Source organism: Phycisphaeraceae bacterium, assembly GCA_019636795.1.
In the GTDB taxonomy this organism is placed as follows: Bacteria; Planctomycetota; Phycisphaerae; order Phycisphaerales; family UBA1924; genus JAHBWW01.
Genome location: JAHBWW010000003.1, coordinates 667,901 through 691,557 on the forward strand (window position 1 = coordinate 667,901; position 23,657 = coordinate 691,557).

General features: G+C 64.8%; 24 protein-coding genes and 1 tRNA gene. 15 read left to right on the top strand and 10 right to left on the bottom strand.

Features of this window, described 5'->3' with window-relative positions; translation table 11 throughout:
• Window positions 1-48: 48 nt before the first annotated feature.
• The gene (locus KF757_08905) at window positions 49-342 is read left to right on the top strand and encodes a PAAR domain-containing protein (GenBank protein ID MBX3323093.1); all 294 of its coding nucleotides are present in this window, start codon (window positions 49-51) and stop codon (window positions 340-342) included.
• On the opposite strand, the gene KF757_08910 is transcribed toward KF757_08905, so the two are convergent.
• Both KF757_08910 and KF757_08915 read right to left on the bottom strand, forming a co-directional pair.
• Window positions 329-835, bottom strand: a complete 507-nt coding sequence (locus KF757_08910) for a GNAT family N-acetyltransferase (GenBank protein ID MBX3323094.1) — start codon at window positions 833-835, stop codon at window positions 329-331. The two genes, KF757_08905 and KF757_08910, sit on opposite strands and share 14 nt — an antisense overlap.
• Before the next feature lie 32 nt (window positions 836-867).
• Window positions 868-1,359: a zinc ribbon domain-containing protein gene (locus KF757_08915; GenBank protein MBX3323095.1), complete on the bottom strand. Its 492-nt coding sequence runs from the start codon at window positions 1,357-1,359 to the stop codon at window positions 868-870.
• A 281-nt stretch (window positions 1,360-1,640) separates the two neighbouring features.
• Between KF757_08915 and KF757_08920 the strand changes: the two genes are divergently transcribed.
• A complete protein-coding gene (locus KF757_08920; protein MBX3323096.1) occupies window positions 1,641-3,041 on the top strand; it encodes a hypothetical protein in 1,401 nt (466 codons plus the stop codon).
• A 279-nt stretch (window positions 3,042-3,320) separates the two neighbouring features.
• Entirely contained in the window at window positions 3,321-3,833 is a 513-nt protein-coding gene (locus KF757_08925) for a hypothetical protein (GenBank protein MBX3323097.1), read from the top strand.
• A gap of 41 nt (window positions 3,834-3,874) precedes the next feature.
• On the opposite strand, the gene KF757_08930 is transcribed toward KF757_08925, so the two are convergent.
• From KF757_08930 to KF757_08940, 3 genes are all read right to left on the bottom strand, one after another.
• Window positions 3,875-4,345 carry a DUF1801 domain-containing protein gene (locus tag KF757_08930; GenBank protein ID MBX3323098.1) on the bottom strand — a complete coding sequence of 157 codons (471 nt, stop codon included), beginning with the start codon at window positions 4,343-4,345 and terminating at the stop codon, window positions 3,875-3,877.
• 102 nt (window positions 4,346-4,447) lie between these two features.
• Window positions 4,448-5,116: a DNA alkylation repair protein gene (locus KF757_08935; protein MBX3323099.1), complete on the bottom strand. Its 669-nt coding sequence runs from the start codon at window positions 5,114-5,116 to the stop codon at window positions 4,448-4,450.
• Window positions 5,117-5,148: 32 nt separating this feature from the next.
• Window positions 5,149-5,222 (bottom strand) — tRNA-Pro (locus KF757_08940).
• A gap of 285 nt (window positions 5,223-5,507) precedes the next feature.
• Between KF757_08940 and KF757_08945 the strand changes: the two genes are divergently transcribed.
• The 4 genes from KF757_08945 (at window position 5,508) to KF757_08960 (ending at window position 10,188) form a co-directional block, all read left to right on the top strand.
• Complete coding sequence (locus KF757_08945; protein MBX3323100.1) at window positions 5,508-6,773, top strand: hypothetical protein; 1,266 nt, start codon at window positions 5,508-5,510, stop codon at window positions 6,771-6,773.
• Window positions 6,774-6,824: 51 nt separating this feature from the next.
• The gene (locus KF757_08950; protein MBX3323101.1) at window positions 6,825-8,138 is read left to right on the top strand and encodes a dihydroorotase; all 1,314 of its coding nucleotides are present in this window, start codon (window positions 6,825-6,827) and stop codon (window positions 8,136-8,138) included.
• Between the two features lie 449 nt (window positions 8,139-8,587).
• Window positions 8,588-10,015, top strand: coding sequence for a S8 family serine peptidase (locus KF757_08955; GenBank protein MBX3323102.1), 1,428 nt, complete (start codon window positions 8,588-8,590; stop codon window positions 10,013-10,015).
• 11 nt (window positions 10,016-10,026) lie between these two features.
• Window positions 10,027-10,188 carry a hypothetical protein gene (locus tag KF757_08960; GenBank protein MBX3323103.1) on the top strand — a complete coding sequence of 54 codons (162 nt, stop codon included), beginning with the start codon at window positions 10,027-10,029 and terminating at the stop codon, window positions 10,186-10,188.
• A gap of 154 nt (window positions 10,189-10,342) precedes the next feature.
• Here the strand turns inward: KF757_08960 and KF757_08965 are convergent, their stop codons facing one another.
• Complete coding sequence (locus KF757_08965) at window positions 10,343-10,690, bottom strand: hypothetical protein (GenBank protein ID MBX3323104.1); 348 nt, start codon at window positions 10,688-10,690, stop codon at window positions 10,343-10,345.
• Between the two features lie 69 nt (window positions 10,691-10,759).
• Between KF757_08965 and KF757_08970 the strand changes: the two genes are divergently transcribed.
• The gene (locus KF757_08970) at window positions 10,760-11,389 is read left to right on the top strand and encodes a DUF4011 domain-containing protein (GenBank protein MBX3323105.1); all 630 of its coding nucleotides are present in this window, start codon (window positions 10,760-10,762) and stop codon (window positions 11,387-11,389) included.
• Here KF757_08970 and KF757_08975 read toward each other — a convergent pair.
• On the bottom strand, window positions 11,353-12,828 hold the full coding sequence (locus KF757_08975; GenBank protein ID MBX3323106.1) for a nitronate monooxygenase: 1,476 nt from the start codon (window positions 12,826-12,828) through the stop codon (window positions 11,353-11,355). The two genes, KF757_08970 and KF757_08975, sit on opposite strands and share 37 nt — an antisense overlap.
• Before the next feature lie 628 nt (window positions 12,829-13,456).
• Here KF757_08975 and KF757_08980 point away from each other — a divergent pair.
• Window positions 13,457-13,969, top strand: a complete 513-nt coding sequence (locus KF757_08980; GenBank protein MBX3323107.1) for a hemerythrin domain-containing protein — start codon at window positions 13,457-13,459, stop codon at window positions 13,967-13,969.
• Between the two features lie 13 nt (window positions 13,970-13,982).
• A complete protein-coding gene (locus KF757_08985; protein ID MBX3323108.1) occupies window positions 13,983-16,016 on the top strand; it encodes a tetratricopeptide repeat protein in 2,034 nt (677 codons plus the stop codon).
• Between the two features lie 272 nt (window positions 16,017-16,288).
• Here the strand turns inward: KF757_08985 and KF757_08990 are convergent, their stop codons facing one another.
• Window positions 16,289-16,465, bottom strand: a complete 177-nt coding sequence (locus KF757_08990; protein MBX3323109.1) for a hypothetical protein — start codon at window positions 16,463-16,465, stop codon at window positions 16,289-16,291.
• Between the two features lie 140 nt (window positions 16,466-16,605).
• Here KF757_08990 and KF757_08995 point away from each other — a divergent pair, with 140 nt between their 5' ends.
• Window positions 16,606-18,105 carry a hypothetical protein gene (locus tag KF757_08995; protein MBX3323110.1) on the top strand — a complete coding sequence of 500 codons (1,500 nt, stop codon included), beginning with the start codon at window positions 16,606-16,608 and terminating at the stop codon, window positions 18,103-18,105.
• A gap of 38 nt (window positions 18,106-18,143) precedes the next feature.
• Entirely contained in the window at window positions 18,144-19,499 is a 1,356-nt protein-coding gene (locus KF757_09000) for an FAD-dependent oxidoreductase (protein ID MBX3323111.1), read from the top strand.
• A 238-nt stretch (window positions 19,500-19,737) separates the two neighbouring features.
• Here KF757_09000 and KF757_09005 read toward each other — a convergent pair whose 3' ends face one another.
• Complete coding sequence (locus KF757_09005; GenBank protein MBX3323112.1) at window positions 19,738-20,274, bottom strand: hemerythrin domain-containing protein; 537 nt, start codon at window positions 20,272-20,274, stop codon at window positions 19,738-19,740.
• A 19-nt stretch (window positions 20,275-20,293) separates the two neighbouring features.
• Complete coding sequence (locus tag KF757_09010; protein ID MBX3323113.1) at window positions 20,294-20,785, bottom strand: Rrf2 family transcriptional regulator; 492 nt, start codon at window positions 20,783-20,785, stop codon at window positions 20,294-20,296.
• Between the two features lie 95 nt (window positions 20,786-20,880).
• On the opposite strand from KF757_09010, the gene ric reads away from it, so the two are divergent.
• Genes ric through KF757_09025 form a run of 3 tightly spaced genes read left to right on the top strand, consistent with a single transcriptional unit; the run spans window position 20,881 to window position 23,644 of the window.
• The gene (gene ric / locus KF757_09015) at window positions 20,881-21,609 is read left to right on the top strand and encodes an iron-sulfur cluster repair di-iron protein (GenBank protein ID MBX3323114.1); all 729 of its coding nucleotides are present in this window, start codon (window positions 20,881-20,883) and stop codon (window positions 21,607-21,609) included.
• Window positions 21,609-22,211: a hemerythrin domain-containing protein gene (locus KF757_09020; GenBank protein MBX3323115.1), complete on the top strand. Its 603-nt coding sequence runs from the start codon at window positions 21,609-21,611 to the stop codon at window positions 22,209-22,211. The genes ric and KF757_09020 overlap by 1 nt, the downstream gene beginning before the upstream one ends.
• Window positions 22,208-23,644, top strand: coding sequence for a tyrosine phenol-lyase (locus KF757_09025; GenBank protein ID MBX3323116.1), 1,437 nt, complete (start codon window positions 22,208-22,210; stop codon window positions 23,642-23,644). The genes KF757_09020 and KF757_09025 overlap by 4 nt, the downstream gene beginning before the upstream one ends.
• Window positions 23,645-23,657 lie beyond the last annotated feature (13 nt).

Below are 23,657 nucleotides of genomic sequence, written 5' to 3' on the forward strand. Positions count from 1 at the left end.
GGACACGCCGCGCGACCGTACCTGACTTCCTCCCCGGAGACCTCACCCATGGGAACCCCAGCTGCACGTGTGACTGACATGACCGCCACCGGCGACCCCATCACCGGACCAGGCGTGGCCACCGTCATGATCGGCAAAATGCCCGCCTCGGTCATGGGCGATGTCGTGTCCGGAGGTGTCTGCGTTGGTGCGGTAGTGATGGGAAGTGCGACGGTCCTGATCGGCGGCCGGCCTGCGACCAAACTCGGCTCGTCGGTTGCTGGTGCCAACCCCACCAGCGGCGTCCCCGTGTCCACCAGCGTCCTGACCCCGTGCTGCCCAACCGTCCTCATCGGGGGCTGATCGCGCTGGCCGCGCACCGCCTGGTCGCCGTTTCGTCGAGCCTGTAGCGCACCGTACCGCTCGTGCGCTGCGCCCCGAGGCGGTCATAGAACCGCAGCGCCCCCTCGTTGGCCTCGACCGCCGACCACTCCATGCCCATGAATCCCTCGCGGACAGCCAGCCCCGCCAGCAGCGCCATCGCTGCCCGTCCAAAGCCGCGACCGCGAAACTCGGACGCGATGACAATGTCGTCGATATAGAGCCGGGCGGTGCCCGCAAATGTGGACACGACCGCGCTCACCCACGCATGCCCGACGCGCTCAGCCCCGCGCCCATCGCGCTCCACGAGCACAAAGCACCGCCCCATCGGCCTGGGCCCGAAGAGCAACCGCGCCAGATCCGCCTCGCTCGCTGTCACCGCCTCGGGCCGCCCCTCGACCGCAGCCAGATCGCGCGTCAGCGCCAGCACGAATGGCAAATCTGTCGCAGCAGCAGGACGCAGTTCAAGGCTCATGGACAAGCGTAGAACCACTCTCGCCCGCGCCGTTACTGCCACAACCACATGGCCAGAGCAAACAGCCCCAGCGCCATGACATGAATCCCCCAGATCCCGATCGCAAACAGCGCCTGCCGCCGCGTCGTCCACGCCATGATCCGCTGGCGATGCCGATACATCACGACCACCATCGCCGCACTGAAAAACCCGAACACATCGGCACCCAACACCGGCCACGGCAGCGTCTGCGACGACCGCTGCTGCCACAGAGTCGCGCCAACCGGAATCAGCACAAACACCGCCGCAACCCCCGAGAAACACCCCGGCGCCATCGCCAGCACCAGCCATCCAAACATGGCTCGCGGAGAACCGATCTTGAGCACCAGTTTCTCGCCGCACTCTGGACACACTGCGGCCTTGGCATCGCGCAGGTCATAGCCGCAGCGCGGACACCCGACCGATCGCCCGCGCAGAAACGCAACCACCTCAGCCTGCGCTTGCCCCGCATCCTGCCCCGCCGCCATGCCTGTGCCGTCGTCCAAACCCCAACCCTCCAGCCGATCGCGCCACACTTCAACGCACCGCACCGGCACCAGGTTCGATTGTACAGAGACCACCAGACAAGGGTCCTGCCCCGGCACCCGGCAGGGGGCCGCCCTGACGCCCTCAATAAACGGGATGGGCGCACACCGATGCCCACCCTGCTTTCCAGAGCCGCTCCCCATGCAAAGAATTCTCATCCCCCTGCCGCGCATCGGGCGTTTTCCGGTATCATGAATCGTGCCGGGTCGCTGGCGCACCATGGGCTGGGAAGGAGTTGGTCATGCTCAGCACAAATCAGACAAATGTATCCAACGCCTCAGCCTATCTGATAATCTTGCTGCGGCTGGCCTGTGCCTTGCCCCTGGCACTGCTCTCCGTACCCGCAGCACACGCAGGTGATGAGTGCCAGCCGCAGTGGGTGACCGACTCCGCGTGCCTGCCGGGTCTCAATGGCACCGTCTACACCGCCGCAGTCTGGGATGACGGCACCGGCAAGGCTCTGTATGTCGGCGGATCCTTCACCATCGCCGGTTGCACTCAGGCCTCCAACATCGCCCGCTGGGACGGCTCATCGTGGCAGGCGCTCGGTGCCGGCATCAACTACGCCGTGGTCACCCTGAGCGTCTTCGACGATGGCTCAGGCTCGGCGCTCTACGCCGGTGGCGGCTTCTGGCAGGCAGGCCCGAGCACCGCAAACCGCATCGCCCGCTGGGACGGCTCAACATGGTCGCCCCTCGGCTCAGGCATGAACGACTGGGTCCGCTCCCTCGCGGTCTTCGACGACGGCTCGGGCCCGGCGCTCTACGCCGGCGGCAGCTTCACGCACGCAGGCGGGAGCGCGGCCAACCGCATCGCTCGCTGGGACGGCTCAACATGGTCGCCCCTCGGCTCGGGCATCAACGGCGATGTCTACGCCCTCACAGCCTTTAGCGACACCCCGACCGGCGAGCCCGCGCTGTATGCCGGCGGCTTCTTCACTCAAGCGGGCGGCACACCGGCCAACGCCATCGCACGCTGGAACGGCTCGGCTTGGTCGCCGCTAGGGTCGGGCATGAGCAACGGCTTCGTCCTCACCCTGACAGCCTTCGACGATGGCAGCGGCGGGGGTCCGGTGCTGCATGCCGGTGGCTTCTTCACGCACGCGGGCGGAACCACAGCCAACTCCATCGCGCGCTGGAACGGCTCAGCATGGTCGCCCCTGGCTTCGGGTATGAACGAACGGGTCCGCAGCCTGAGCGTCTTCGACGATGGCTCGGGCCCGGCGCTCTACGCAGGCGGACAGTTCACCCTCGCAGGCGGCAGCCCGGCCAACACCATCGCACGCTGGGACGGCTCGGCATGGTCGCCGCTGGGCTCAGGGTTCAGCGGCAGCGTCAATGGAATTTTGCCCTCCGTCCGCACCCTGAGCATCTTCGACACCGGCCAAGGCCCGACGCTCTACGCAGGCGGCACGTTTACGCAGACTGGTCAAAGCCCGGCCTACCACTTCGCCCACTGGCTGCCGCGCCCGCCCTGCCCGGCTGATCTGAACAATGACTGCGCCCTCGACTTCTTCGACGTCTCCGCTTTCCTGGCCGCATTTTCAGCTTCCGATCCGATCGCGGACTTCAACAGCGATGGCAACTTCGACTTCTTTGATGCGCTCGCATACCTCACAGCCTTCGGTGCCGGATGCCCGTGAGCGTAATCTTGTTCTGAGTCAACGGATATGGACCCTTTGATACAGACACTGACCGTCCTCACAGAGCGGCTGTTCAGGCCAGTGCAACCAGACGGTGCAGCTTGCCCAGCGTGCGCCTACCCCGATGGTGTGCCTTGCCCCGAATGCGGGCTCGGGGTCGAATGGCAAGAGCACCTCGCAGCCGAGTGGCGCACAGTGGCGCGGCGGGTCAAACTGACCGGCTGGGCGTGGTACGCAGGCCTGGCTGCGCTCGCATGCCTTGCCTTTGGATTGTCGCCGATGACGCCGCAGTCCAACATCGTCTTTGAACTGAGCCTGGCAGTGATCGTCGCTGGGGTCTGGCTGATGCATGTCTGGCAGGCCGCACTGATCATCCGTCAGCCGGTGCCGCTCGTGCGCGGAAAGACCCTCTTCGCGCTGGCGACCTTCCTGGCAATGCCATCAGCGTGGGCAATCATTCAGTTCCTCTCCCACACTCAGACCTACCGCTACACTGCTTCCATGGCGATAGGCGGGTTGGTTCTTGTTGCGCTCTGGACGGGGTCCGCGTGTCATCGAATTGTCGAACTCCGATCAGCAAAGAGCATCAACGACCGTGGCCCCTTGCTGTTCGTGGCCGCTCTGGCCTTGGGCTTCATCCTGATTGCCACCCGGCAGGATGGACTCGCGGCTGTGGTCAACTTCATCCTGATTCTTGCCTTGGCAGAGTTTCCCATGCGCCGTGCCGATCGCGTACTCAAGCATAAAAATGTCGATCAAGAGCGCCAGAACGAGCAGCCTTCAGTCGTGTGAGTACCTGAATGCATAAGCCGGCGTTCAACTCCCTCGCCCGCTCAAAAGCAGTGTTCACCCGGCAACGCCGACGCCTGCCCAATCCATTGCGTCAACAGCGCATCATCGATCGGATCACGTTCGTAGATGTGGTGGTAGCGCACGTGATTGATCTTCGACTCAACAGATGGCACAGGATCGAGCGATGTGCCGCGGAAGAACGTCACCTTCACATACTTCGTGCAGCAGTGGAACGCGATGAACCAGCCCTCGCCCTCGACGCCATAAAACGGCGTATTCCAGCGCACCGCCTTGCGCACATCGGGCACTCTCCGCACAATCAGCTCATCAAGGCGGCGCCCGACAGCCTTCTTCCAGCCCGGCATCGCCGCGATATACGCCTGCACCGGCGCATCGCCGTCGGCCTTGGCAATCTGCGGATTGCCGCCGGTTAGTAGTTTCGGCCCGCGCTCGGCCCGCGCGTGCGGCGGCTTGGTTGCCTGCTTTGACTTTTGCTGTGATCGCTTGGCCATCGGGAGCACTCGGTCACTTCAGCGTAGGCCGACCCGACCTCAGACTGTTGCACTCGCTGCTTGCACGACAGACCGCCACAGTTCGACCGCGGCTGACCCCCGCTACTTGACCATCGCTTTGACCCAGACCGGCACATACGGCGGCGTGCAGCCCTTCGAGACCGGCCAATCGCGATAGAGGCCGATCGCCTCGCCGATCGCGATCGCGCGCTCGCGGTGCTCGGGGTGCCTGATGCCGATCGCGCCGAGGGTGTTGTTCATCGTCCACTGCACTTCGGGCCTGGCTTTGGGCATTTCCTTTTCGATCCGGTCGAGCAGCGCGACAAGGTCGAGGCCTGCGGCGTCCTTGTTCACGCGGGCAGCCGTCAGATGCCACCCGGCGCGGGAAGCCCAGCGATCCTTGTCCTTCATCCACTTCACACGCAGCGTTTCTTTCTCCGGGTGCTGAGCGACGACATAGGTGTTGAGCCATTCGGCGACCTGCGCACACGTCGTCGATCGCGTCAGCGTGTCGATCTCACCAGCGGACAAGGCCGCGGGTTTGACAATGAGCGCAGCCAGAAGCTGAGCCTCGAGGTTGCCGGTGCTCCAGAGTTCAAACGCGAGCCGCTGATCTGACTTGATGGTCTTGGCAATCGCACGAATATCGCCAAGTTTCACGCCGAACTGGTTGTCGGGCGCCCCAGCCTTGGTGTTGTGCCTGCGGCGAGCGTCGTCGCCAAGAGTCGCAAACCGGGCGAAAATGTCCTTGACAGTCATGGCGGAAGACATAAAAGGATTATTGACCCGCTCAGGCTTTTCAATCGGGGTGACAGGATTTGAACCTGCGACCTTTTGACCCCCAGTCAAACGCGCTACCAAGCTGCGCTACACCCCGCACAGCCTCTTTTACTCGAGGCCGGTGGGGACGATAGGCGCATCGGACCCGGTGTGACGCCCTTGGCCTCTCAGGCACCCAGCTCGCAACCGCAACCGTCCAATCACCCACGGTGCCAGGCCAACACCCGCTCTTCATCCCTCGTGTGCTGGCGGGTGCCGCGATTCCTAGGCCGTCGATACCGCAAAGTTCGTCATTGACACAACCCCCCGGTTCATGGTAGAATTCCTCAGTTCGCATGCGAAGCCTGCGACGCATCGGATAGAGAGTGTGAGGAGAGAAATCATGTTATCCGTCATCCGCGATCGCGCTGTGGTCGCGGTGCCTTGTGTTCTGGCGCTCGTGGCCGGTTGCGCCTCGGCCGGAGGCCCGGTGGTCAGTGTTCATTCCGTCCTCATCACCGGCAACGGCGAGACCTTCATCGCCGGCGGCCCGCTCAGCGATGCCGACGAGTTCGACCTGCTGGGCACCCAGCTCAATGCCTACGCCACTGGCTTCGCTGGCGCACTCGTCAGCAACTGCCCCGGCTGCCCCGACAACCTCCTCGGGCTTGCATCTTCCTACGCCCAAGGCATCGCGCGCAGCCCCTTGCTCCTGCCCGATCAACTGACATGGCGACTTCTTGCTTCGCTCTCCAGCGATGCGGCCAGCGATGCCGTGCCGTACAACTCGGGCACGCCCGATTTCCAGACCGCGCCGGCTCAGGTCTCGGCCGCGGTCAGCGCTTCGCTCACGCTCACGTTCGACCTTCACCGTCCAGTCAGGACGCACCTCGGTTCATTTTCTGCTGCTTGCGAATCCGTCAAGGTGCTCACCGCAGGCACCGCCAGCAGCAACGCCGTGCTCACCCTGCTCAATGAACACGGCACCGCCATCGCGCGCGTCGATACACAGGCCAGCGCCACGCAGGCTGGTGCCACCGTCCGCGACGACGAATCGGCTGCGGGCGCGGCGTTCATTCTCAACGCCGGCCGCTACACACTTATGGCGACGCACTCAATCCTCACCGGGGGCGTCGCGTCGGGCGCTTTGCATGTCGGGCTGACCAGCCTTGCCGAGACTGCAGCCTCGATCGACTTCACTCCCTGCCCGCTGATTGACAAGCAGCCCGAATCGATCGAGGCTCACCACGGCGCGCAGATCGAGTTTCTCGCGCAGATCGATGTCTGGATTCCCGGCGGCGGCGGGCGCTGGACATGGCGTCGCAACGGCGTGCCGCTCACGGGCAACGAGCCGGGCATCACGATTCTCTTTCCGACGTTGCCCACGTCGATCCTGTTCATTGCCAGTGCCAACGTCTCGCATTTGGGCGAATATGACGCGATCTGGTCAGGCGCGTGCGGCCCGGTGCCCAGCGACCCGGCCCAGCTCACCTTCAAGCCCTGCACGGCCGATCTCAACGGCGACTACATCGCCGACATCTTCGACGTGACCGCGTTCCTCAACGCCTACTCGGCCCACAACCCGATCGCGGACTGGATCCCCGACGGCATCATCGACTTCTTCGACGTGCAGGCGTACCTGCTCGACTTTGCGCGCGGCTGTCACTGATCGCGTGCACTCATCAGGGCGGTCGTGCGGGGGGCGACCTATTCTCTGGGCGTGAGCACGATTCTCATCCGCAGCGCGCGTGTTATTGATCCGGCCAGTCACTTTGACGCCGTGGCCGACATCGCCATCGGCGAGGGCCGCATCATCGCCATCGGGCCCGATCTGCCGACCGGTCCGGCCGAGCGCGTCATCGACGCTGCGGGGCTGATCGCATCTCCGGGCCTCATCGACCCGCATGTACACCTGCGCGAGCCCGGGCAGACGGGCAAGGAAGACATCGCCTCGGGCGCCCGCGCGGCGGTCAGCGGCGGCTTTACCACCGTCTGCTGCATGCCCAACACCTCACCCGCACTCGACACGCCGGAGATGATCGAGTACATCGTCCTCAAGGCCGCTGGCGCCGCCTGCCGCGTGTTTCCGGTGGCTGCGGCGACGAAGGGGAGAAAGGGCGAAGCGCTGGCCGAGATCGGCCTGTGCGCGCAGGCCGGGGCGGTTGGCGTAAGTGACGATGGCGATGTGATCGCGTCGGCGGCGATGATGCGCTCGGTGCTGCTGGCTGCGCGCGAGGCGGGGCTGGCGGTGATGCAGCACTGCCAGGATCCGACGCTGACCGTCGGCGCGGCGATGCACGATGGGTACGTCGCGGCGCGGCTCGGGCTCATCGGCTGGCCACGCGAGGCTGAAGAGATCATCATCGAGCGCGACGTGCGCCTGGCTGCGAGCGCCGGAGCGCGTTATCACGTCCAGCATCTGTCCAGCGGCGGCAGCGTCGAGATCATCCGTCGAGCGCGGGCCGCGCATGGCGCGCTGATCAGCGCCGAAGCCAGCCCCCACCACCTGCTGCTGACGCACGAAGCCTGTGCCGGGGGCGGGAGCCCGGACGGCGAGGCCTACGACACGAACGCCAAGATGAACCCACCGCTGCGCGAGCAGGCCGACATCGACGCGATCATCGCCGGGCTTATCGACGGCACCATCACGGTGCTCGCGACCGATCACGCGCCGCACACCGCCGAAGAAAAGGCCCGGCCGTTCGAGGATGCGCCCTTCGGCATCATCGGGCTCGAGTCGTCGCTGGGGCTGTATGCGCGGGCGCTGATCGAGCCGGGCCACCTCGACTGGCCGAGGATGCTGGCGCTGATGACGATCGAGCCCGCGCGGCTGTGTAACCTCGACCGCCTGGGTCTGGGTATGCTGGCGGTAGACGGCCCGGCGGACATCACGCTCATCGACCCGGCCGCCCGATGGGTGTTCGGGCCTGAGCACTGCAGCGGCAAGAGCCGCAACTCGCCGTTCTTCGGCGCTACGCTGCACGGCCGCGCGGTGATGACGATTGTGGAGGGGGTTGTGCGCTTCGAGGTATGAACGTGCGGGAGCGGAGGCGGCGCGCGAATGGGCGGGGGCGCATTAGGATGGAGCAAGAGCGCTCTGGAGTGACACAAGCGCGTGCCCGACCTGCCCGATTCAGGCTGTTCATTCTTGCGCAATCTTTGTTTGCGACCCGGAATCGCTAATTGAAATCCTAAAACCCAGTCCCAGCTCTCCGATGCCGGATGCCGCTTCGCACGCGGGGGAAGACGCTGAGCCCCGAATGCCCCGCATGCCCCGCATGTAAAAAAATCATCGACGGCCCGACACCACTTCACACGCTCGTATCTCTCTGCACCCAGCCGAGATACGCCCACGATGAACACCCGACCCCCCGCGACGGGGCCTTGAGCACCCTTGACGCACCTGGGCCACATCGGTACATTGGGGAATATGCTCTAGCGAAGCACGACACCAGGCATGGACCACCGAGAAGGAGCGAAAACTTGTCCAGCGAAAACTTGTTCAAGAGGTTGAGCGGGATCGTGGCCACCATCGTGACTGTCGCACTGAGTGCGAGCAGTGCGCTCGGGCAGGCGTTTGTGCCCGGTGAAATTCTGGTCAGGGCGCGACCTGGCGCGATGGTGGAGGCGCACATGCATCTGTCGACGCGCGGGCTTGTGGTGGCGCAGGTGGATCCGTGGTCGGGGGTCAAGCGCGTGCTGGTGCCCATCGGAGCCGAACGCGGCATGGCGGACGTCCTGTCAAGGCTCGGTGCGATCGAGTATGCGGAACTCAACGGCATCGGCAGCGGGGGTCTGGCTCCTGATGACACGTTTTATGCCATTCAATGGCATCTGAAAAACACCGGGCAGTCCGGCGGGCTCGCGGGGGCCGATGTTGATGCCGAGGCGGCATGGGAGATCACGACGGGTTCGGCCTCGATCGGCATCGCGGTGCTCGATTCAGGGATCCGCGCTGCCCATCCCGAGTTCGCCGGGCGCCTGGCCAGCAACGGGTGGGATTTTGTCAACAACGACGACGACCCTGAAGACGACCACGGGCACGGCACGTGGGTCACGGGTGTGATCGCGGCCAATGCGAACAACACCTTTGCGGTCGCGGGGCTGGACTGGTCGTGCACGATTGTGCCGATCAAGGTGCTCAATCAATCGAACGCCGGCACGACCTTCAACCTCGCGCAGGGTCTCAACTATGCCGCGGCGCAGGCGAACGTCCACATCATCAACCTGAGCCTGATCAACTATCCGGGAAACGCGACGATGACCAACGCGCTGCAGGGGGCACGCAACGCGGGAAAGATTCTCATCGCGTGCGCCGGAAACAACGGGATCGGCAATGCGGACGTCAGTTTCCCCGGAGCATCGCCATTGACCATCTCGATCGGCGCGACCACGCGATCTGATGCACGCTGGGCATCGTCGGGAACCGGACAAGCACTCGATTTCGTCGCTCCAGGAGCCAGCATCGCCACGGTGTCGGCGGCCCAGCCGATCACTAATACCAGATCGGTCGTGTCGGGATGTTCCTTCGCGACGCCGATCGCATCGGCGATCGCCAGTCTGGTGCTGGCACGGTCGCAGGAGTTGTCGCAGGCGATGCCGGATCAGGCGGCACTGTACCTGTTGTTTCTTGCCGGAGCCGACGATCAGGTGGGCCAGCCGGCCGAGGACACCCCCGGGTGGGATGAGTTCCACGGCTGGGGCAGGCTCAATGCCCGACGGATCCTGCGCGCGATTGAGCCGTGTATCGCGGATTTCAATGGCGACTCAAACGTGGATTTCTTCGACGTGCAGGAGTTTCTTTCGGCGTTCGCGCTCCAGGATCCGCGTGCGGACCTCAACGGTGATGGCGCGTTGAACTTCTTTGATGTGCAGATCTTCCTGGGGGCCTTTGCCGTCGGATGCCCTTAGACCAGGGCGCGGTGACCCCGAAGGTCGTGCAGATGCTGGCGCGGTACGCTGATATTTCGACCACGATGCGGGTGTACGGGCAGCTGGGCTACAGCGAGGCGATCGAGGGGATCGCGGCGCTCGATCGGGCGGCGCGGCGGGCGGGCCGGGAAGCGCCGAAACCCCCGCCGTGACGGGACTTTCCGCCACCTGGGACGGGGGCGGCAGGAGGGGCCGACCCGTAAACCAAAACACCCCCGCGTTTCCGCGAGGGCGTCAGCAACTCCGCGATCGGAACGGTTTCAAATTGAGATCTTGGCCGGCCGAGGGTTCGAGCGGACGGCGCTCTCAGGGGCCTTCGGTTAACGCAAACTGCTGAGTCTTCGCCCAGTCTCTCCAAGATTCGTCGCCGCGCATCGCGATGAGTTCGAGCAACTTGGGCAGGGCGTCGGTACTCCCGTGCCCCCCCGAATGGTGGAACCGGAGCACCGGCGGCAGGTGCGGGTTGTAGGCGTACTCGGCCTTGGGGATCGCCGGGACGACGCCCTCGGCCGCGATCTTCGCGGGCGGGATGTTCTTGCGGCTGGCCGCGGGGTGGCGGATGTCGCCCATCCGAATGTCCCGCGTTTCAGCGTTTGCGGATGGCCGGACGCCCGGAGTGGCTGCTTTGTTCGATCGCTTCTTCGCCAAACGCATGCCTCAGGGTACGGGTCAGGTGCCTGCCCGCATGAGTCAGCTGCGGACCCCGAAGGTGGAGCCACATGAATGTTCCAGTTTCGGGCAGATTCTCGGGCCAGAGTGTACCCGAGGCTCGCGTTTCCTGCGCGAGGCTGGCTCGGCCGCGAGAGCCCGGAGCGAGGGTCCACCAGCACGAGAGGTAGGCGAATCGCGGATCTGGATGCGAAGCGAACTCCGCCTCTTGTTCTTCCGCCGACCGATCATGGGGGGGCTCAGGAGCCTCGTCGTGCCTTCGCCCAAGAGGGAATTCGCTATGAGTCGTTTGATGTCACCACCGATGAGCCTGACAGGAGTCCCAAGCCACGAACTGTCGCGGACGCATTTGTGGGCGAGACATCGGATGCGCTGCGGCGAAAGCTGCTCGACCTGACCATCCGCAATCCGCTGCTCTCGTTTAAGCACAGCACACGCGGGCAGCGGTATGTGCGGGTCATTGATGAGCTGCCCAACCAGCTCTTTGAGCGGCTGGAAGGCGAGCGATTTCTTCGGTTCAAGTCGATTGGCATCGAACAGGACGAGCGGAGGATTGTGGGGGGTGAATCGCCGGATGTCCGTCTCGTGGCCATGAAAGGAAGGTCCACACGGCATCGGCGGCATGGGCTCGCAGCGTGCGGGTGCCGTCAGAGAATTGCCTCGATCACATCCCGCGCGCTGTAGGTGGGGTGATCGGCTGAGATGAATTGCCGGAGGCAGTCGAGGTCGTCGCCGGCGGTGAGGAGGGGCGGCTCCTCGTAACCATCGGCGCGGCGCTGGGCAAGGCCGATGTTGGCCAGCAATGCATTGCAGAGGCACTTGCGGCCGACAGTGTCCGCAGCGTCGCCGTCTTTACGCACATAGTCGTCGACCGGCTCGGCGGGGCAGCGGTAGCCAATGGTTCCGTCGGGCTTGAGGTACGCGCGCCGGAGGTAGCCGAGATCGCAGACGCGGGGGCGGCCGTCATACACCTCTTCGGTGGAGAGTGTCTCGGGGAGCTCGACGACCTTGAAGGGGAATCGCGTGGGCGAGGCCGCGGGGTCGGTGAAGACATGGGCGTCATTCCTGAGCACCGCATCGAGGCACTTTGCGCGGAGCGGCGGGTCGAGGCCTGATTCATTGCAGAACGCGAAGGCGGTGCCGATCTGGACGCCGCGCGCACCTGCGGCTACTGCGGCGTGGAACTGTTTGCGGGTTGCGTAACCGCCGGCAAGCCAGAAGGGCACGCCGAGTGGCGTGAGGTCAGCGGGGTTGACCTCGTCGCGCGGGCCGTAGATGGGTTCGCCCTCGCGGGAGAGCTGCATCGGTCCGCGCGGGGGGGCGTTGTGGCCTCCGGCGGTGGACCTCTCGACAACGAGCCCGTCGATGCCGCCCGGCGCCTTCTTCAGCAACGCGCGGCTGAGCGTCACGGAGGACACGATCGCGAGGAACTCGGGGCGTTGCATCGGGGGCGGGCGACGGCCTGAGGCTTCTTCGCTCCACAGCGCGCCGGGGTCAAAGGACAACTCGCGGCGTTCGGCGCCGGCGTCGAGCAGTTCGAGAGTGAGGCTCGCCGGTCGGTGCTCGACGAATCGGTCGAGCGTCTCGGGGATGTCGCCTGGAATGCCGGCGCCGATGAGGACGGCGTCAACGCCGGCGAGCATGGCACCGTAGAGGCTGGGCAGAATCGGCAACTGGATCTTGTGCAGGTAGTTGATCCCGACCACGCCGTCGTGGCCGGCCTTGGCGAGCCGTACCTCAACGAAGTTGGCGAGCATGAGCAGTAGTGCGCGATCGCGCGTCAGTTTCGTGCGAGGAAGCGGCAGGAGGGGGTGCCGGGGTCGCGCGGAATCAAGCGATTCTGAAGGGGGCGGAACGCCGTTCCTGTGGTCATGTTCGGTGCCGATCGGAGTCGCCGTCTCCCCGTATGTGTCGAGGCCGGTTCGGAAGTAGCGTTGCAGAAAACGCTGCGAAAAGGCGCGGAACGGGAACGCGCTGATTGCGCGGCGCATGTGTCCGCCGAGATCACCGCAGGCGAGGCGCCGGATGAGGATCGTGTCCAGCGCGGTTCCCGAGACGACGCCGAGTTGCCCGTGCAGGGCGACCTCGCGCGCCAGCGTCCATGAAGAAACCCCCACACCCATTCCGCCCTGTATCAGTCGTGGCAACATCTGGAGTCGCTCAGTGTTCGTATGCGCACCTGGCGGGTGCCGCAAGGGGGACATTGCAGTCCGCTGTTCTGTCGCTACTCGCGCGTGAACATGCGAAGGTGCTCGACCATCGTGAGTTTGTTAGGCGCGGCCCCGTCCGATGCTCGGTCACCTGCGAGCCTCTCTCAGTCGGCACCCTCCGCCCGCCCGCGTTCCCGGGTCGGAGTTTTCCCCCTCCTGCGGTGGCCCGAGTCGAAGTCGCCTGGGAGTCGGACCCACCTCGCCCGCGCGCTCCACGCAAGTGCTCGTAAGCCGTTCTGGAAACCGCGAAAAGTGGATAAGCGGATACATTTGACTTATGTATATTCGCTTGGTACCTTGAAGTCTACTCGGCGGCAAAAGGCCGAACTGTGATCGCATTGTGTTCGGCCTGGAGTGGCCCGGGCAAATCGCTCTGCTCCGTCAGTGATAGCATTATGTGCGGGTTGGCCTACTCAGGTATCGGTTCACCGGGTTTCCGCGGCCTCCGGATGGCCCCCTTGGAGAGCCAGGGGCCTGCTTGCCGGGCTCTGACCGCAAGCTTCTTTTCGGTTTCCCGCTCACCCATTGAAGGAACAGCACGATGCCCGATTTCGTGAACGCTCCGCTCCGACGCCACGAGGCCCTCGTCCCGTTCAGCCGCGACCACTTCACCGGGCTCGTCCACGCCTATCGCCTCATCCGCTCGGCCACCCAGGATCGGGCGACCCGGCGTAAGGCCCTGGCCGGGATCCTTGACGACTGGAACGGCGAAATCGAGCAGCACTTCGAGGATGAGGAGAGACTGCTGATCCCCGTGCTCGATCTCGACGACGCGAGCAGGCTCGTCCTCGAGCATCGCGAGCTCGTCGCGCTCTTCGACCGAATCCGCGCGCAGCGGTCGGTTCTCGACCCCGACCCCGAGCCCCTCAAGACCATGGGACACGCACTCGACGCACACATCCGGTGGGAAGAGCGCGACTTGTTCAATCGTGTGCAGAACTCGCTCACCCCCGCGCAACTGGGACTGCTCGCCGTCGAGACCGTTCGTATCGAGGCGACGCGCCCGCGCAACAACCCGGCTTCTCCTCCGCCGCCTCTCGGGCGTAGGCCGTGACGGAGTTTGTGCCATGCGGTGGAGACTCACGATACCTACGCGGGTGCAAACCTCCCGTTCTCGAACGGATCCCGCGATCGCCACGGACAACCCAGTTCCTCGTTCGATTTCCCTGCCCGTCATTTCGCGGCCTCACCCGCTGCGGTTCACTCGCGCACGCATCGGACGGGTACGACGCCGGCGCACCCTGGCACTCGTCTTCCTGCATGTGCTCATCGCCATTCACCTGTTGCACTGGCTTGCCTTCGGCAAGACCGCGGGAAGGTTTGTGCTCTCCGACGCGATGGAGGCGCTGGAACTGGGTCGATTGAATCCCGGGTTCCTCCTGTTTGCTGTCGCCGCCATCGTGACGCTCGTGGGCGGCCGCTGGCTTTGCGGATGGGCTTGCCACATGGGGGCGCTTCAGGAGGCGTGCGCCTGGTTGCTCCGCAAGTGCGGTGTTCGACCACGCCTCCTGCGGGTGCGGGTGCTCGGGTATGTGCCGATCGTGCTCGCCGCCTACATGTTCATCTGGCCGACGCTTCGGCGGGACATCCTCGTCCCGCTCCTCATCCGCACTTGGCCCGATGCCGCCTCTTGGCTTGGACCCGCCTCGCGGTTTCCCGGCTTCTCCGTGGCGCTCACCAGTAACGACCTCTGGCGCGGGATGCCCAGCGCCTGGATCGCAATCCCGTTCCTCCTCGTGTGCGGCGGCGCGACCGTCTTCTTCCTCGGGGCCCGTGGATTCTGCCGCTACGGCTGTCCCTATGGCGGCATCTTCAAGCCTCTCGAACACCTTGCGCCCGCACGCATCACCGTGGACCTGGACTCATGTGATGGGTGCGGACAATGCACGGCCGCGTGCAGTTCTGGAATCAGAGTCCATGAGGAGGTCCGCGCTTTCGGGCGGGTCGTTTCGAGCGATTGCGTCAAAACGCTCGATTGCGTCGCCGCTTGCCCTCGCGACGCGTTGGCGTTCCGCTTCTCCGCTCCGTCGATCATCCGCGGCAAACCAGTTCACCAGGCTCCTGCGCCTCGCTACGACACGACCCTCGGCGAGGAACTGCTTGTCCTGGCTGTTTTCATCTTCTCCTTCATGGTGTTGCGGGGTCTCTACGACCTCGTTCCCATGCTCATGGCTGTCGGACTCGCCCTCTGCGCGGCCGGCATCGCGTGGTTCGCCTGGCGATGCGTGCGGCGTCCCGATGTCAGACTTGCCGGGGTTCAACTTCGCCGAGCAGGCGCGGTGAGACCCGCCGGCACACTCTTCATGCTGCTCTTGCTCGTCAGCGCCGTGTTTCTGACGCACTCCGCTACGGTTCGGGCCTTGCACTTGCGGGCGCGAGTGATCGACGACCGCGTGCTCGTTCGAGCCGAAGACATGTTCACGCAGCCACAGCCGGCCCTTCCTCCCGCCACGCGCGCTGACGCCGAGCACGCTCTGCGCCTCTATCGCACCGGCTCCTCATGGCGACACGGAGGCATCGGACTACTTGATACCTCCCGCGTCCAGGTTCGTATCGCTTGGCTCGAACTGGTCCTGGGCAACATAACCGCGGCGGAGGAGGCATTGCGCAGATCTTTCCATGTCGGCGCCGCCACCGACGCCCTGAGCGTCGACCTCGCCCGCCTCCATCTCATGAGGCGGGATCTGGAAGGTGCTGAAGATGCGATGCGGGAGAGCCTCGCGAACAACGGTTCCTTCATCCAAACCCGGGACATGCTCGCCCGATTGCTCGCCTCTCGTGGCAGGATCGCCGAGGCTGAACATCTTTTTCAAGCACGCGTCGCGAGCCATCCGGACGACGCCGCTTGTCGTGCCGCGTACGGCTCATTTCTTCTCGTCCAAGGAAACACCGAGCACGCACAAAGCCAACTTCGAGAAGCGCTCCGGATCGATTCCACAATAGTCCGCGCCTATGTCGATCTTGCAGCCTCGCTCGCGATGGATGGATCGTCGGTCCAAGCACTCGCGGTGCTGGAAGCTGGTGCAAGTCGAGTGCCTGCGCAAGCCGAGCACTTCGACGCTCTGGCTCGGCATATCCGAGGGCTGACACCCGGCGAGTAGTCCCGACCATGCGGCCGCAGAACTCGAGAAGGGCCCTCGCCATTCGGTATATATACGGCACATGACAGGCTTCCATGCGAACGGGCATTGTCCGATAACGAAACAGGAAGCCCGGCTTATCAGTTTTGCGGATGTGGATATCCGGTTTTGATTGGCCATCGACCCGCTCTGCCGATATAGTGCAATACTGGACTCATCGATCCAGAACTCCAGTATCAGAATCACGGGGCATCGTTCGTAATGAGGAGTCCGGCATGACAACCCGCGAAGCATCAGTCAGCCGCAAGAGCGCAATCCTTGTCGGCGTCCTCTCCACCCTGCTGATCGCCGGGTTCGCTGCGGCGGTCTTCTTCGACATGACTCTCGAGGACTTCGCGGTCCCCGGTACGAATGTGGGCGATGTGAGTCAGGCCTATTTCATGACGTCGGACAACTGCGCCGGTTGCCACGGCGAATTCGACCAAGACCATGAACCCTACGACACCTGGCGAGGGAGCAAGATGGCGCTGGCGGCGAAGAACCCGCTGTTCTTCGCCCAGATGTCACTGGCGAATCAGGATGTGGCCAACGCTGGCAACTACTGCCTGCGATGCCATGTTCCCAACTCCATCATCTCCGGGTCGGCGCTGGTGGCGGATGGCAGCGGCTTACGCATCAGGACCTCGACGGCGTCAGTTGCCACTTCTGCCACTCGATGGTGGACCCGATCTACAAGCCCGGCATCAGTCCGATCGAGGACCTCGCCGTGCTCGCGGGGCTCGAAGAGGTGCCCGAGTTCTACGGGAACGCGATGTTCGTGCTCGATCCCCAGGGGCGTCGCCGGGGCCCGCGTCCCGACGCCGTGCCGGCGCACGAACTGATCCAGTCCCCGTTCCACATGACCGGTTCGATGTGCGGCACCTGTCACGATGTCGGGAATGTCGCGATCACGAAACTTCCCAACGGCACATATCGCTATAACGCCCTGGATCAGGCGTCGCCGACCCAGGACCCGTGGGAGATGTTCCCCCTCGAGCGAACCTACACCGAATGGAAACTCAGCGCTTTCGCGGACGGCGGCGTGGACATGGGAGGGCGATTCGGCGGCGTGAACGCGTCGACCGTCTCGAGTTGCCAGGACTGCCACATGCCGCGCGCCGTCGGGCAAGCCTGCTTCTTCGGGCCCGAACGGCAGGACCTCCGCAGGCACGAGTTTGCCGGCAGCGGCGCACAATCTCTCGACATCATCGCCGCCTTTACGGCGGAAGACCCGGATGTCGATCAGGCGGCGATCATCCGCTCGCGTGCGGCCGCCGTTTCGATGCTCGAGCGTGCGGCGACGCTGGAAGTCGACCGCATCGGTGGCCAGGCTCGCGTGCGCGTGATCAATGAATCCGGACACAAGATCCCATCCGGTCATATCGAAGGGCGTCGGATCTGGGTCAATGTGCAGTTCCTGGACGATCAGGACACCGTCCTCGCGGAGGTCGGAGGCTACGACGACACCGAGGCTCGCCTTGACAAGAGCGGGACCACCATCTTTGAAATGCAGGTCGGCCTGAGCGACGACGCGGCCGCGGCCACCGGTCTCGAACCCGGGCACTCCATGCACATGGCGATCGCCGACACCATCACCAAGGATACGCGCATTCCGCCGCGTGGATGGAACAACACCACATACGAAGCCGGTGGCGCGCCCGCGGTCGGGACGGCGTATCCGGACGGTCAACACTGGAGCGACAGTTGGTACTCCGTTCCCGCCGGTGCCGCGCGCGTGCGCACACGGCTGTACTACCAGAGCACCCCGCGCTTCTACATCGACCACCTCCGCGATGCCAATGTCACGGACTCGTGGGGCCAGACGCTCCATGACCTCTGGGTCCGCACCGGTCGTGGACAGCCCATTCTCATGGCCGAACTGCATCATGACATAGGCTGCATCTCGAACTTCGCCCCGCCAGACGATTCGCTTGACTTCTTCGATGTCGCCGCGTTCCTTGCCGCGTTCTCGGCGCAGGATCCGGCCGCCGATTTCGCAACTCCCTTCGGAGCATGGGACTTCTTTGACATTCTCCGGTATCTCGACGCGTTCTCGACCGGTTGTCCTTGAGCGGTTCCCCTGCACACTCGTCAGGTCGGTGTCCAGGCATGATCGCCACCCAGCGCACCGTAAGCAGCAGTCGGGACTCGGGCGCGGGAGTCGAGCCCGCGCCGCCCTTTCCCATGGCCGAACCTCATCGTCGGCCCGCGCCCCCGCCGGACTCGACGGATGTTGCGGTCATCGGGGCCGGGGTTGTCGGACTCGCGTGCGCGATCGAACTCGCCGAGCGTGGCGCTCGCGTCGTGGTGCTCGAAGCCGGCCAGGCGGGACGCGGCGCGTCCTTCGGCAACGCGGGGTGGCTCACGCCGTCGCTCGCGCTGCCCCTCGCCCAGCCCGGCGTGGCGTGCAAGGCCCTGCTGTGGATGCTCGATCCCGAGAGCCCGTTTTACATCCGCCCTTCGCTCGACCCCGCGTTGTTGAAGTGGCTGTTCGGGTTCGTCATGGCGGGCCGCGCGAGTCGGTTTTATCCCGGTGCCCGCGCATTGGTCGAACTGTGCCTGTGGAGCGTCGATTCGTGGAGTGCATTGTCGTTCGACGGTGATGATGACTTTGGATTCGCGCGCAACGGACTCCTGCTCGTGCCCGAGTCCGTCAAAGGGCTGTCCGACGCCTGCAAGGCCGCAACGCTCGTCGAGAAGTTCGGCGTGCGGTGGGAATCATGGGAGCCGGAGCGCGTGCGCTTCGAGGAACCATTCATCACTGGCTCGTGCCCAGGAGCGATCTTCTACCCGAACGATGCTCACTGCGAGCCGGATAGGGCCGTCGCGGCGCTTCGGCAGAGGGCCGAGCAAGTCGGCGTCCTCGTGTGCGAGCACGCGCCGGTCATACAGGCCGACAGAAAGTCCGACCACATCGAGGCGCTGCACACCGCTGCGGGTTCCCTCCGAGCGGCCGAGTTTGTGCTGGCCGCCGGCGCCTGGTCCAGTTCTGTTGCCCGCGTGCTCGGGATCAACCTGCCGATGCGATCCGCCAAGGGCTATGCGCTGGTCTATCCCAGGGGTTTGCGGCATCCCCGGCGTCCGATCTATCTGGTCGAGCGCAAGGTCACGGTCACGCCTCACCTATCCACCCTGCGCCTCGCGGGGACGCTCGAGATCGTCGGCCAGGACTTGTGCATCAATCCGCGGCGTGTGGCAGCGATCGCCCGCAACGCGCGAGCCATGCTCGCCATCGACCCCGAACTTGCAGATCCCGAGCCTTGGGCCGGCCTTCGCCCATGCCTTCCCGATGGAATGCCCGCCATCGGTCGGTCGAAGCCGGTCCAGAATCTCTGGCTTGCCACCGGACATCAGATGACCGGACTCAAGTGCTCCCTCGGCTCCGCGCGTCTGCTTGCGGACCTCATGACCAACCGGCCGCCCACCTTCGATCCCGCGCCCTTCGACCCGGCGCGCTTTGCCTGAAATGGGTCGGACGCGACCGAAGGACTTACTCACCCGAGATGGTCGAATCGCAGTTTCCCCACATGATCTGGAGCGCATCCATCGCGGTGCTCCCGCATCGCGCCAGCAGCGCGGGAACGGCTGATCCGTCCGGGACGCCGGCTCGGGCGGGCGTCCACCGAACTCATCTCGATCGTCCGGCCCGAGACCATCCGGCGGTGGGTGCGCGAATGCCTCGGAATTGGGATGGGGATGTCACTCAGGAATCATCACTCGGGTCGGTTTGGGTCGATGCGTCGAGATCGGTCTCGCGGCCATCGCGGCCGCGGTTGCGCGAGCGTTCGAGCTGCGCGGTTGCTTCGGTCAGGGCTTCGAGCTGGCCAGGACTCGCGTTCTCCTGGACGAGGTTGAACACCACACGCTCCTCCCAACGGATGTGCTCCTCAAGATCGAGGCCGAGGCGTTCTACAAACTCTGGATCGGGATCGACGGCTCGGCGCTTGACCATGGCTTCTTCGGCGGCCCGCGTGATCGCGGCGTGGTCATCGATCAGTCGGCGACGATCGGCTTGAGCAGGAATCAACGGCGGCAGCAGACGCTCCTCATCGCGGAAGTGCGGCTCGATCTCGGTCCTCCATGCCTCGAGGAAGTCGGCCAGGGCCTTGTGCCGCGCGACGCGATCTTTGGAGGCGGCCTTCATCAGCCGGTGGGCATGGACCAGGCCGACATAGTGATCGCGGCTGAGCGGGATAAGCGCCTCATGACGCTTGTTCGGGGGCGTGTCGGACTCGGACATCGCAGCGTCCTTCCTGCTGTCACTTCTGCTTAGGTTGCGTGATCCGATCGCACGGGGGGGATTTGCACGGAGCGGACAGCGATAGCGCCGTGCATACACGGTCTGATGATGACCGATCGATTGCAAGCTCCGCGATGGTCGTACGCGCGAAGTCACGCTCGATCGATGCCAGTGAGTCGTCGATGCGTCGATGCAGGGGGCACAGGCTGCTCGCGTGCGCGGGGAGCCCCAGCGGGCACGCCCGGATGCGCTCGATCGGGTCGATCGCGGAGATCACCTCGAGTACGGTCAGTGTCTCGGGATCCCGAGCCATGGCATAGCCCCCGGTGGTGCCCCGGTGCGCCGAGACGATGCCCGCCTTCGCCAGCGTCTGGAGGACCTTGATGAGGTAACCCGATGCCGCGTCGGTCGCCTCGGCGATCGTCTGCACCTTGTGCGGCTCCCGGGGCTGGTTCGAGAGCCACACAATCGCCCGCAGGCCGTACTCGGTGGCGTCGCTGAGCAATTTCATGCGTCCGAACTCCTTGCTGGGTTGCCAGAGTGTAGACGCGTGGATAGCATCCGTCCAAGCGTGCACACTTGCTTGGTATTGGAAGGAGCTTCACGATGACCAGCCCGCAGCTGACTCAGACCGTTGGCGAACTCGTCCGGGAAAACCCTGCGCGGTCCCGCGTGTTCGAGCGGTTCTCCATCGACTATTGCTGCGGCGGGAAGCTGCCGTTCCAGGAGGCGTGCCGCAACCAAGGGCTCGATCCCGAGCGGATCGCGGCCGAACTCGCAGCCGTGGATGCCCAGCCTGCCGACAAGACTGGCGACCCTGCGACCATGGGGCTTGCGGATCTGGCCGACCACATCGAAGCCACGCACCACGCGTACCTCCGCGAGGAGCTGCCCCGGCTGGACTTCATCACCGAGAAGGTCGCCAAAGTGCACGGCGAGGCCGAGCCGAGGCTGCGCGAGATCCGGCAGGTCTTCGTTGCCTGCCGCCAGGAGCTCGAAGCGCACATGCTTAAGGAGGAGCGTGTGCTGTTCCCGATGATCCGCGAACTCGAGCAGGCCGACGGCCCGGTGAACTTCCACTGCGGCTCGCTGGCCAACCCCATCCGGATGATGGAGCACGAGCACGACCAGGCCGGCGACGCGATGTCGCGCTTCAAGGAACTGACCGACGGATACCTCCCGCCCGACTGGGCCTGCAACACCTACCGGGCGATGGTGGACGGGCTGGCGGCGTTCGAGCGCGACATGCACCAGCACGTGCACAAGGAGAACAATGTGCTGTTCCCGAGGGCTCTTGAGCTCGAAACATCCCGGTCGGCAATGGGCGGCGCCTGATGCCCGTCTCACTCGGACAACAAGGTCAGCCTGGCTTCGACAGCCCGCTTGAGTTGATGAGCGACTGCCACCGCCGGATCGAGAGCTTCCTTGCGGTCTTCGGCCGCGTCCTGGACCGGTACGCATCGCGTGATCTGGACGAGGAGGGCGTGAACGCGCTGCGCACGGCCCAGCGCTACTTCCGCGAGGGCGCGCCCCGGCACACAGAGGACGAGGAGCACTCGCTGTTCCCCCGTCTGCGCCAGTTGGAACGCGACGACCTGGGAGAGTTGCTTGAAGCCGCCGATCGGCTGGAGCGGCAGCACGACGAAGCCGAACGCCTGCACGCCTCGGTCGATGCAAGGGTGGACCGCTGGCTGGACGCAAGGCGTCTGTCGGCCGCTGACGCCAAGGCGATGGCGGCCGACCTCGAAACGCTCGATCGCCTGTACGCCGAGCACATCGCCTTCGAGGACAACGTGCTCTTCCCGGCCGCGGCGCGAGTGCTCGATGAGCCCGCGCTGCGGAGCATCGGCGAGGAGATGGCCGCCCGACGAGGGCGGAACACCGATGGAACCACGGCCCGCGAGGCCGGCGACGACACACGAAGGACACAGCGATGAAGCGCAGGAGTTGGGCCGAGCCCTACAAGATCAAAATGGTGGAGCCGATCCGCATGACCTCTCCCGAGCACCGCGAGCGGGCCATCGCCGAGGCCGGGTACAACACCTTCCTCCTGCGCAGCGAGGACGTGTACATCGACCTGCTGACGGATTCGGGTACGAGCGCTATGAGCGACCGCCAGTGGGCGGGCCTGATGCTCGGCGACGAGGCCTACGCCGGATCACGCAACTACTACAACCTCGAATCGGCAGTCCACGAGCACTACGGCTACAAGCACCTCATCCCCACGCACCAGGGACGCGGGGCGGAGCATCTGCTCTCGCAGTTGTGCATCAAGCCTGGCGACTATGTGCCCGGGAACATGTATTTTACAACGACGCGACATCATCAGGAGGCCGCGGGCGGGCGATTTGTGGATGTCATTGTCGACGAGGCGCACAACCCTTCCAGCAGCCATCCGTTCAAGGGCAATGTGGACATCGAGAAGATGGGCGCGTTGATCGCACGCGTCGGCGCCGAGAGCATCTCGTACCTTTCCCTGGAAACAAATGTCAACATGGCGGGAGGGCAACCGTGCTCAATGGCGAACATCCGCCAGGTCTGCGCGTTCTGCCACGAGCATGGAATCGCGGTCTATCTCGATGCGACGCGCGCCGTCGAGAACGCGTACTTCATCAGGCTCCGCGAGGCGGGATTCGAGAACCGGAGCATCAAGTCGATCCTGCTGGAGATCTGCTCGCACACCGACGGCTGCACCATGTCCGCCAAGAAGGACTCGCTCGCGAACATCGGCGGCTTCCTGGCGGTGAACGACGACGCACTGGCCGAGCGAGCGCGGAACATGGTCGTGGTGTACGAGGGCCTGCACACCTACGGGGGCCTCGCGGGCCGCGACATGGAAGCGATGGCGATCGGCATCGCCGAGTCGGTCGACGACGACTATATCCGGTCGCGGATCGGACAGGTCCACTATCTCGGCGCCAGGCTTGCGGTTGGAGGAGTCCCGATCGTAAGGCCCTTTGGTGGTCACGGCATTTTCATAGACGCCTCGGCGTTTCTCCCGCATATCCCGCGGGAGCAGTTTCCTGCCCAGAGTCTTGCGGCCGCGCTGTACATCGACTCGGGTGTGCGTTCCATGGAGCGCGGCGGGGTATCCGCGGGACGAGATCCGAGGACGGGTCACAACATCTTTCCGCCCCTCGAGTTGGTGCGCCTGACGATCCCGCGCAGGGTGTACACGCAGGCGCATATGGATGTCGTTGCCGAATCGGTGCTGGAGTTGTTCGAGCATCGGCACGATCTGGGCGGACTGGAAATGACATACGAGCCCGAACACCTGAGGTTCTTCCGCGCGAAGTTCGAGCCGCTCTGTCCCTCGGAGGTGGTGAACGAATCGCCTATTCAGGTTCGGCCCAAGGTCGCGCAGGACTGAGTATGGAGTGTGC

What these genes read in the sequence shown, in the direction of transcription:
- KF757_08905 (MBX3323093.1), top strand. Translation starts at nt 49, where the DNA reads ATGGGAACCCCAGCTGCACGTGTGACTGACATGACCGCCACCGGCGAC.
- KF757_08910 (MBX3323094.1), bottom strand. Translation starts at nt 835, where the DNA reads ATGAGCCTTGAACTGCGTCCTGCTGCTGCGACAGATTTGCCATTCGTG.
- KF757_08920 (MBX3323096.1), top strand. Translation starts at nt 1,641, where the DNA reads ATGCTCAGCACAAATCAGACAAATGTATCCAACGCCTCAGCCTATCTG.
- KF757_08925 (MBX3323097.1), top strand. Translation starts at nt 3,321, where the DNA reads ATGACGCCGCAGTCCAACATCGTCTTTGAACTGAGCCTGGCAGTGATC.
- KF757_08930 (MBX3323098.1), bottom strand. Translation starts at nt 4,345, where the DNA reads ATGGCCAAGCGATCACAGCAAAAGTCAAAGCAGGCAACCAAGCCGCCG.
- KF757_08935 (MBX3323099.1), bottom strand. Translation starts at nt 5,116, where the DNA reads ATGTCTTCCGCCATGACTGTCAAGGACATTTTCGCCCGGTTTGCGACT.
- KF757_08945 (MBX3323100.1), top strand. Translation starts at nt 5,508, where the DNA reads ATGTTATCCGTCATCCGCGATCGCGCTGTGGTCGCGGTGCCTTGTGTT.
- KF757_08965 (MBX3323104.1), bottom strand. Translation starts at nt 10,690, where the DNA reads ATGCGTTTGGCGAAGAAGCGATCGAACAAAGCAGCCACTCCGGGCGTC.
- KF757_08970 (MBX3323105.1), top strand. Translation starts at nt 10,760, where the DNA reads ATGTTCCAGTTTCGGGCAGATTCTCGGGCCAGAGTGTACCCGAGGCTC.
- KF757_08975 (MBX3323106.1), bottom strand. Translation starts at nt 12,828, where the DNA reads ATGGGTGTGGGGGTTTCTTCATGGACGCTGGCGCGCGAGGTCGCCCTG.
- KF757_08980 (MBX3323107.1), top strand. Translation starts at nt 13,457, where the DNA reads ATGCCCGATTTCGTGAACGCTCCGCTCCGACGCCACGAGGCCCTCGTC.
- KF757_08985 (MBX3323108.1), top strand. Translation starts at nt 13,983, where the DNA reads ATGCGGTGGAGACTCACGATACCTACGCGGGTGCAAACCTCCCGTTCT.
- KF757_08995 (MBX3323110.1), top strand. Translation starts at nt 16,606, where the DNA reads ATGCCATGTTCCCAACTCCATCATCTCCGGGTCGGCGCTGGTGGCGGA.
- KF757_09000 (MBX3323111.1), top strand. Translation starts at nt 18,144, where the DNA reads ATGATCGCCACCCAGCGCACCGTAAGCAGCAGTCGGGACTCGGGCGCG.
- KF757_09005 (MBX3323112.1), bottom strand. Translation starts at nt 20,274, where the DNA reads ATGTCCGAGTCCGACACGCCCCCGAACAAGCGTCATGAGGCGCTTATC.
- KF757_09010 (MBX3323113.1), bottom strand. Translation starts at nt 20,785, where the DNA reads ATGAAATTGCTCAGCGACGCCACCGAGTACGGCCTGCGGGCGATTGTG.
- ric (MBX3323114.1), top strand. Translation starts at nt 20,881, where the DNA reads ATGACCAGCCCGCAGCTGACTCAGACCGTTGGCGAACTCGTCCGGGAA.
- KF757_09020 (MBX3323115.1), top strand. Translation starts at nt 21,609, where the DNA reads ATGCCCGTCTCACTCGGACAACAAGGTCAGCCTGGCTTCGACAGCCCG.
- KF757_09025 (MBX3323116.1), top strand. Translation starts at nt 22,208, where the DNA reads ATGAAGCGCAGGAGTTGGGCCGAGCCCTACAAGATCAAAATGGTGGAG.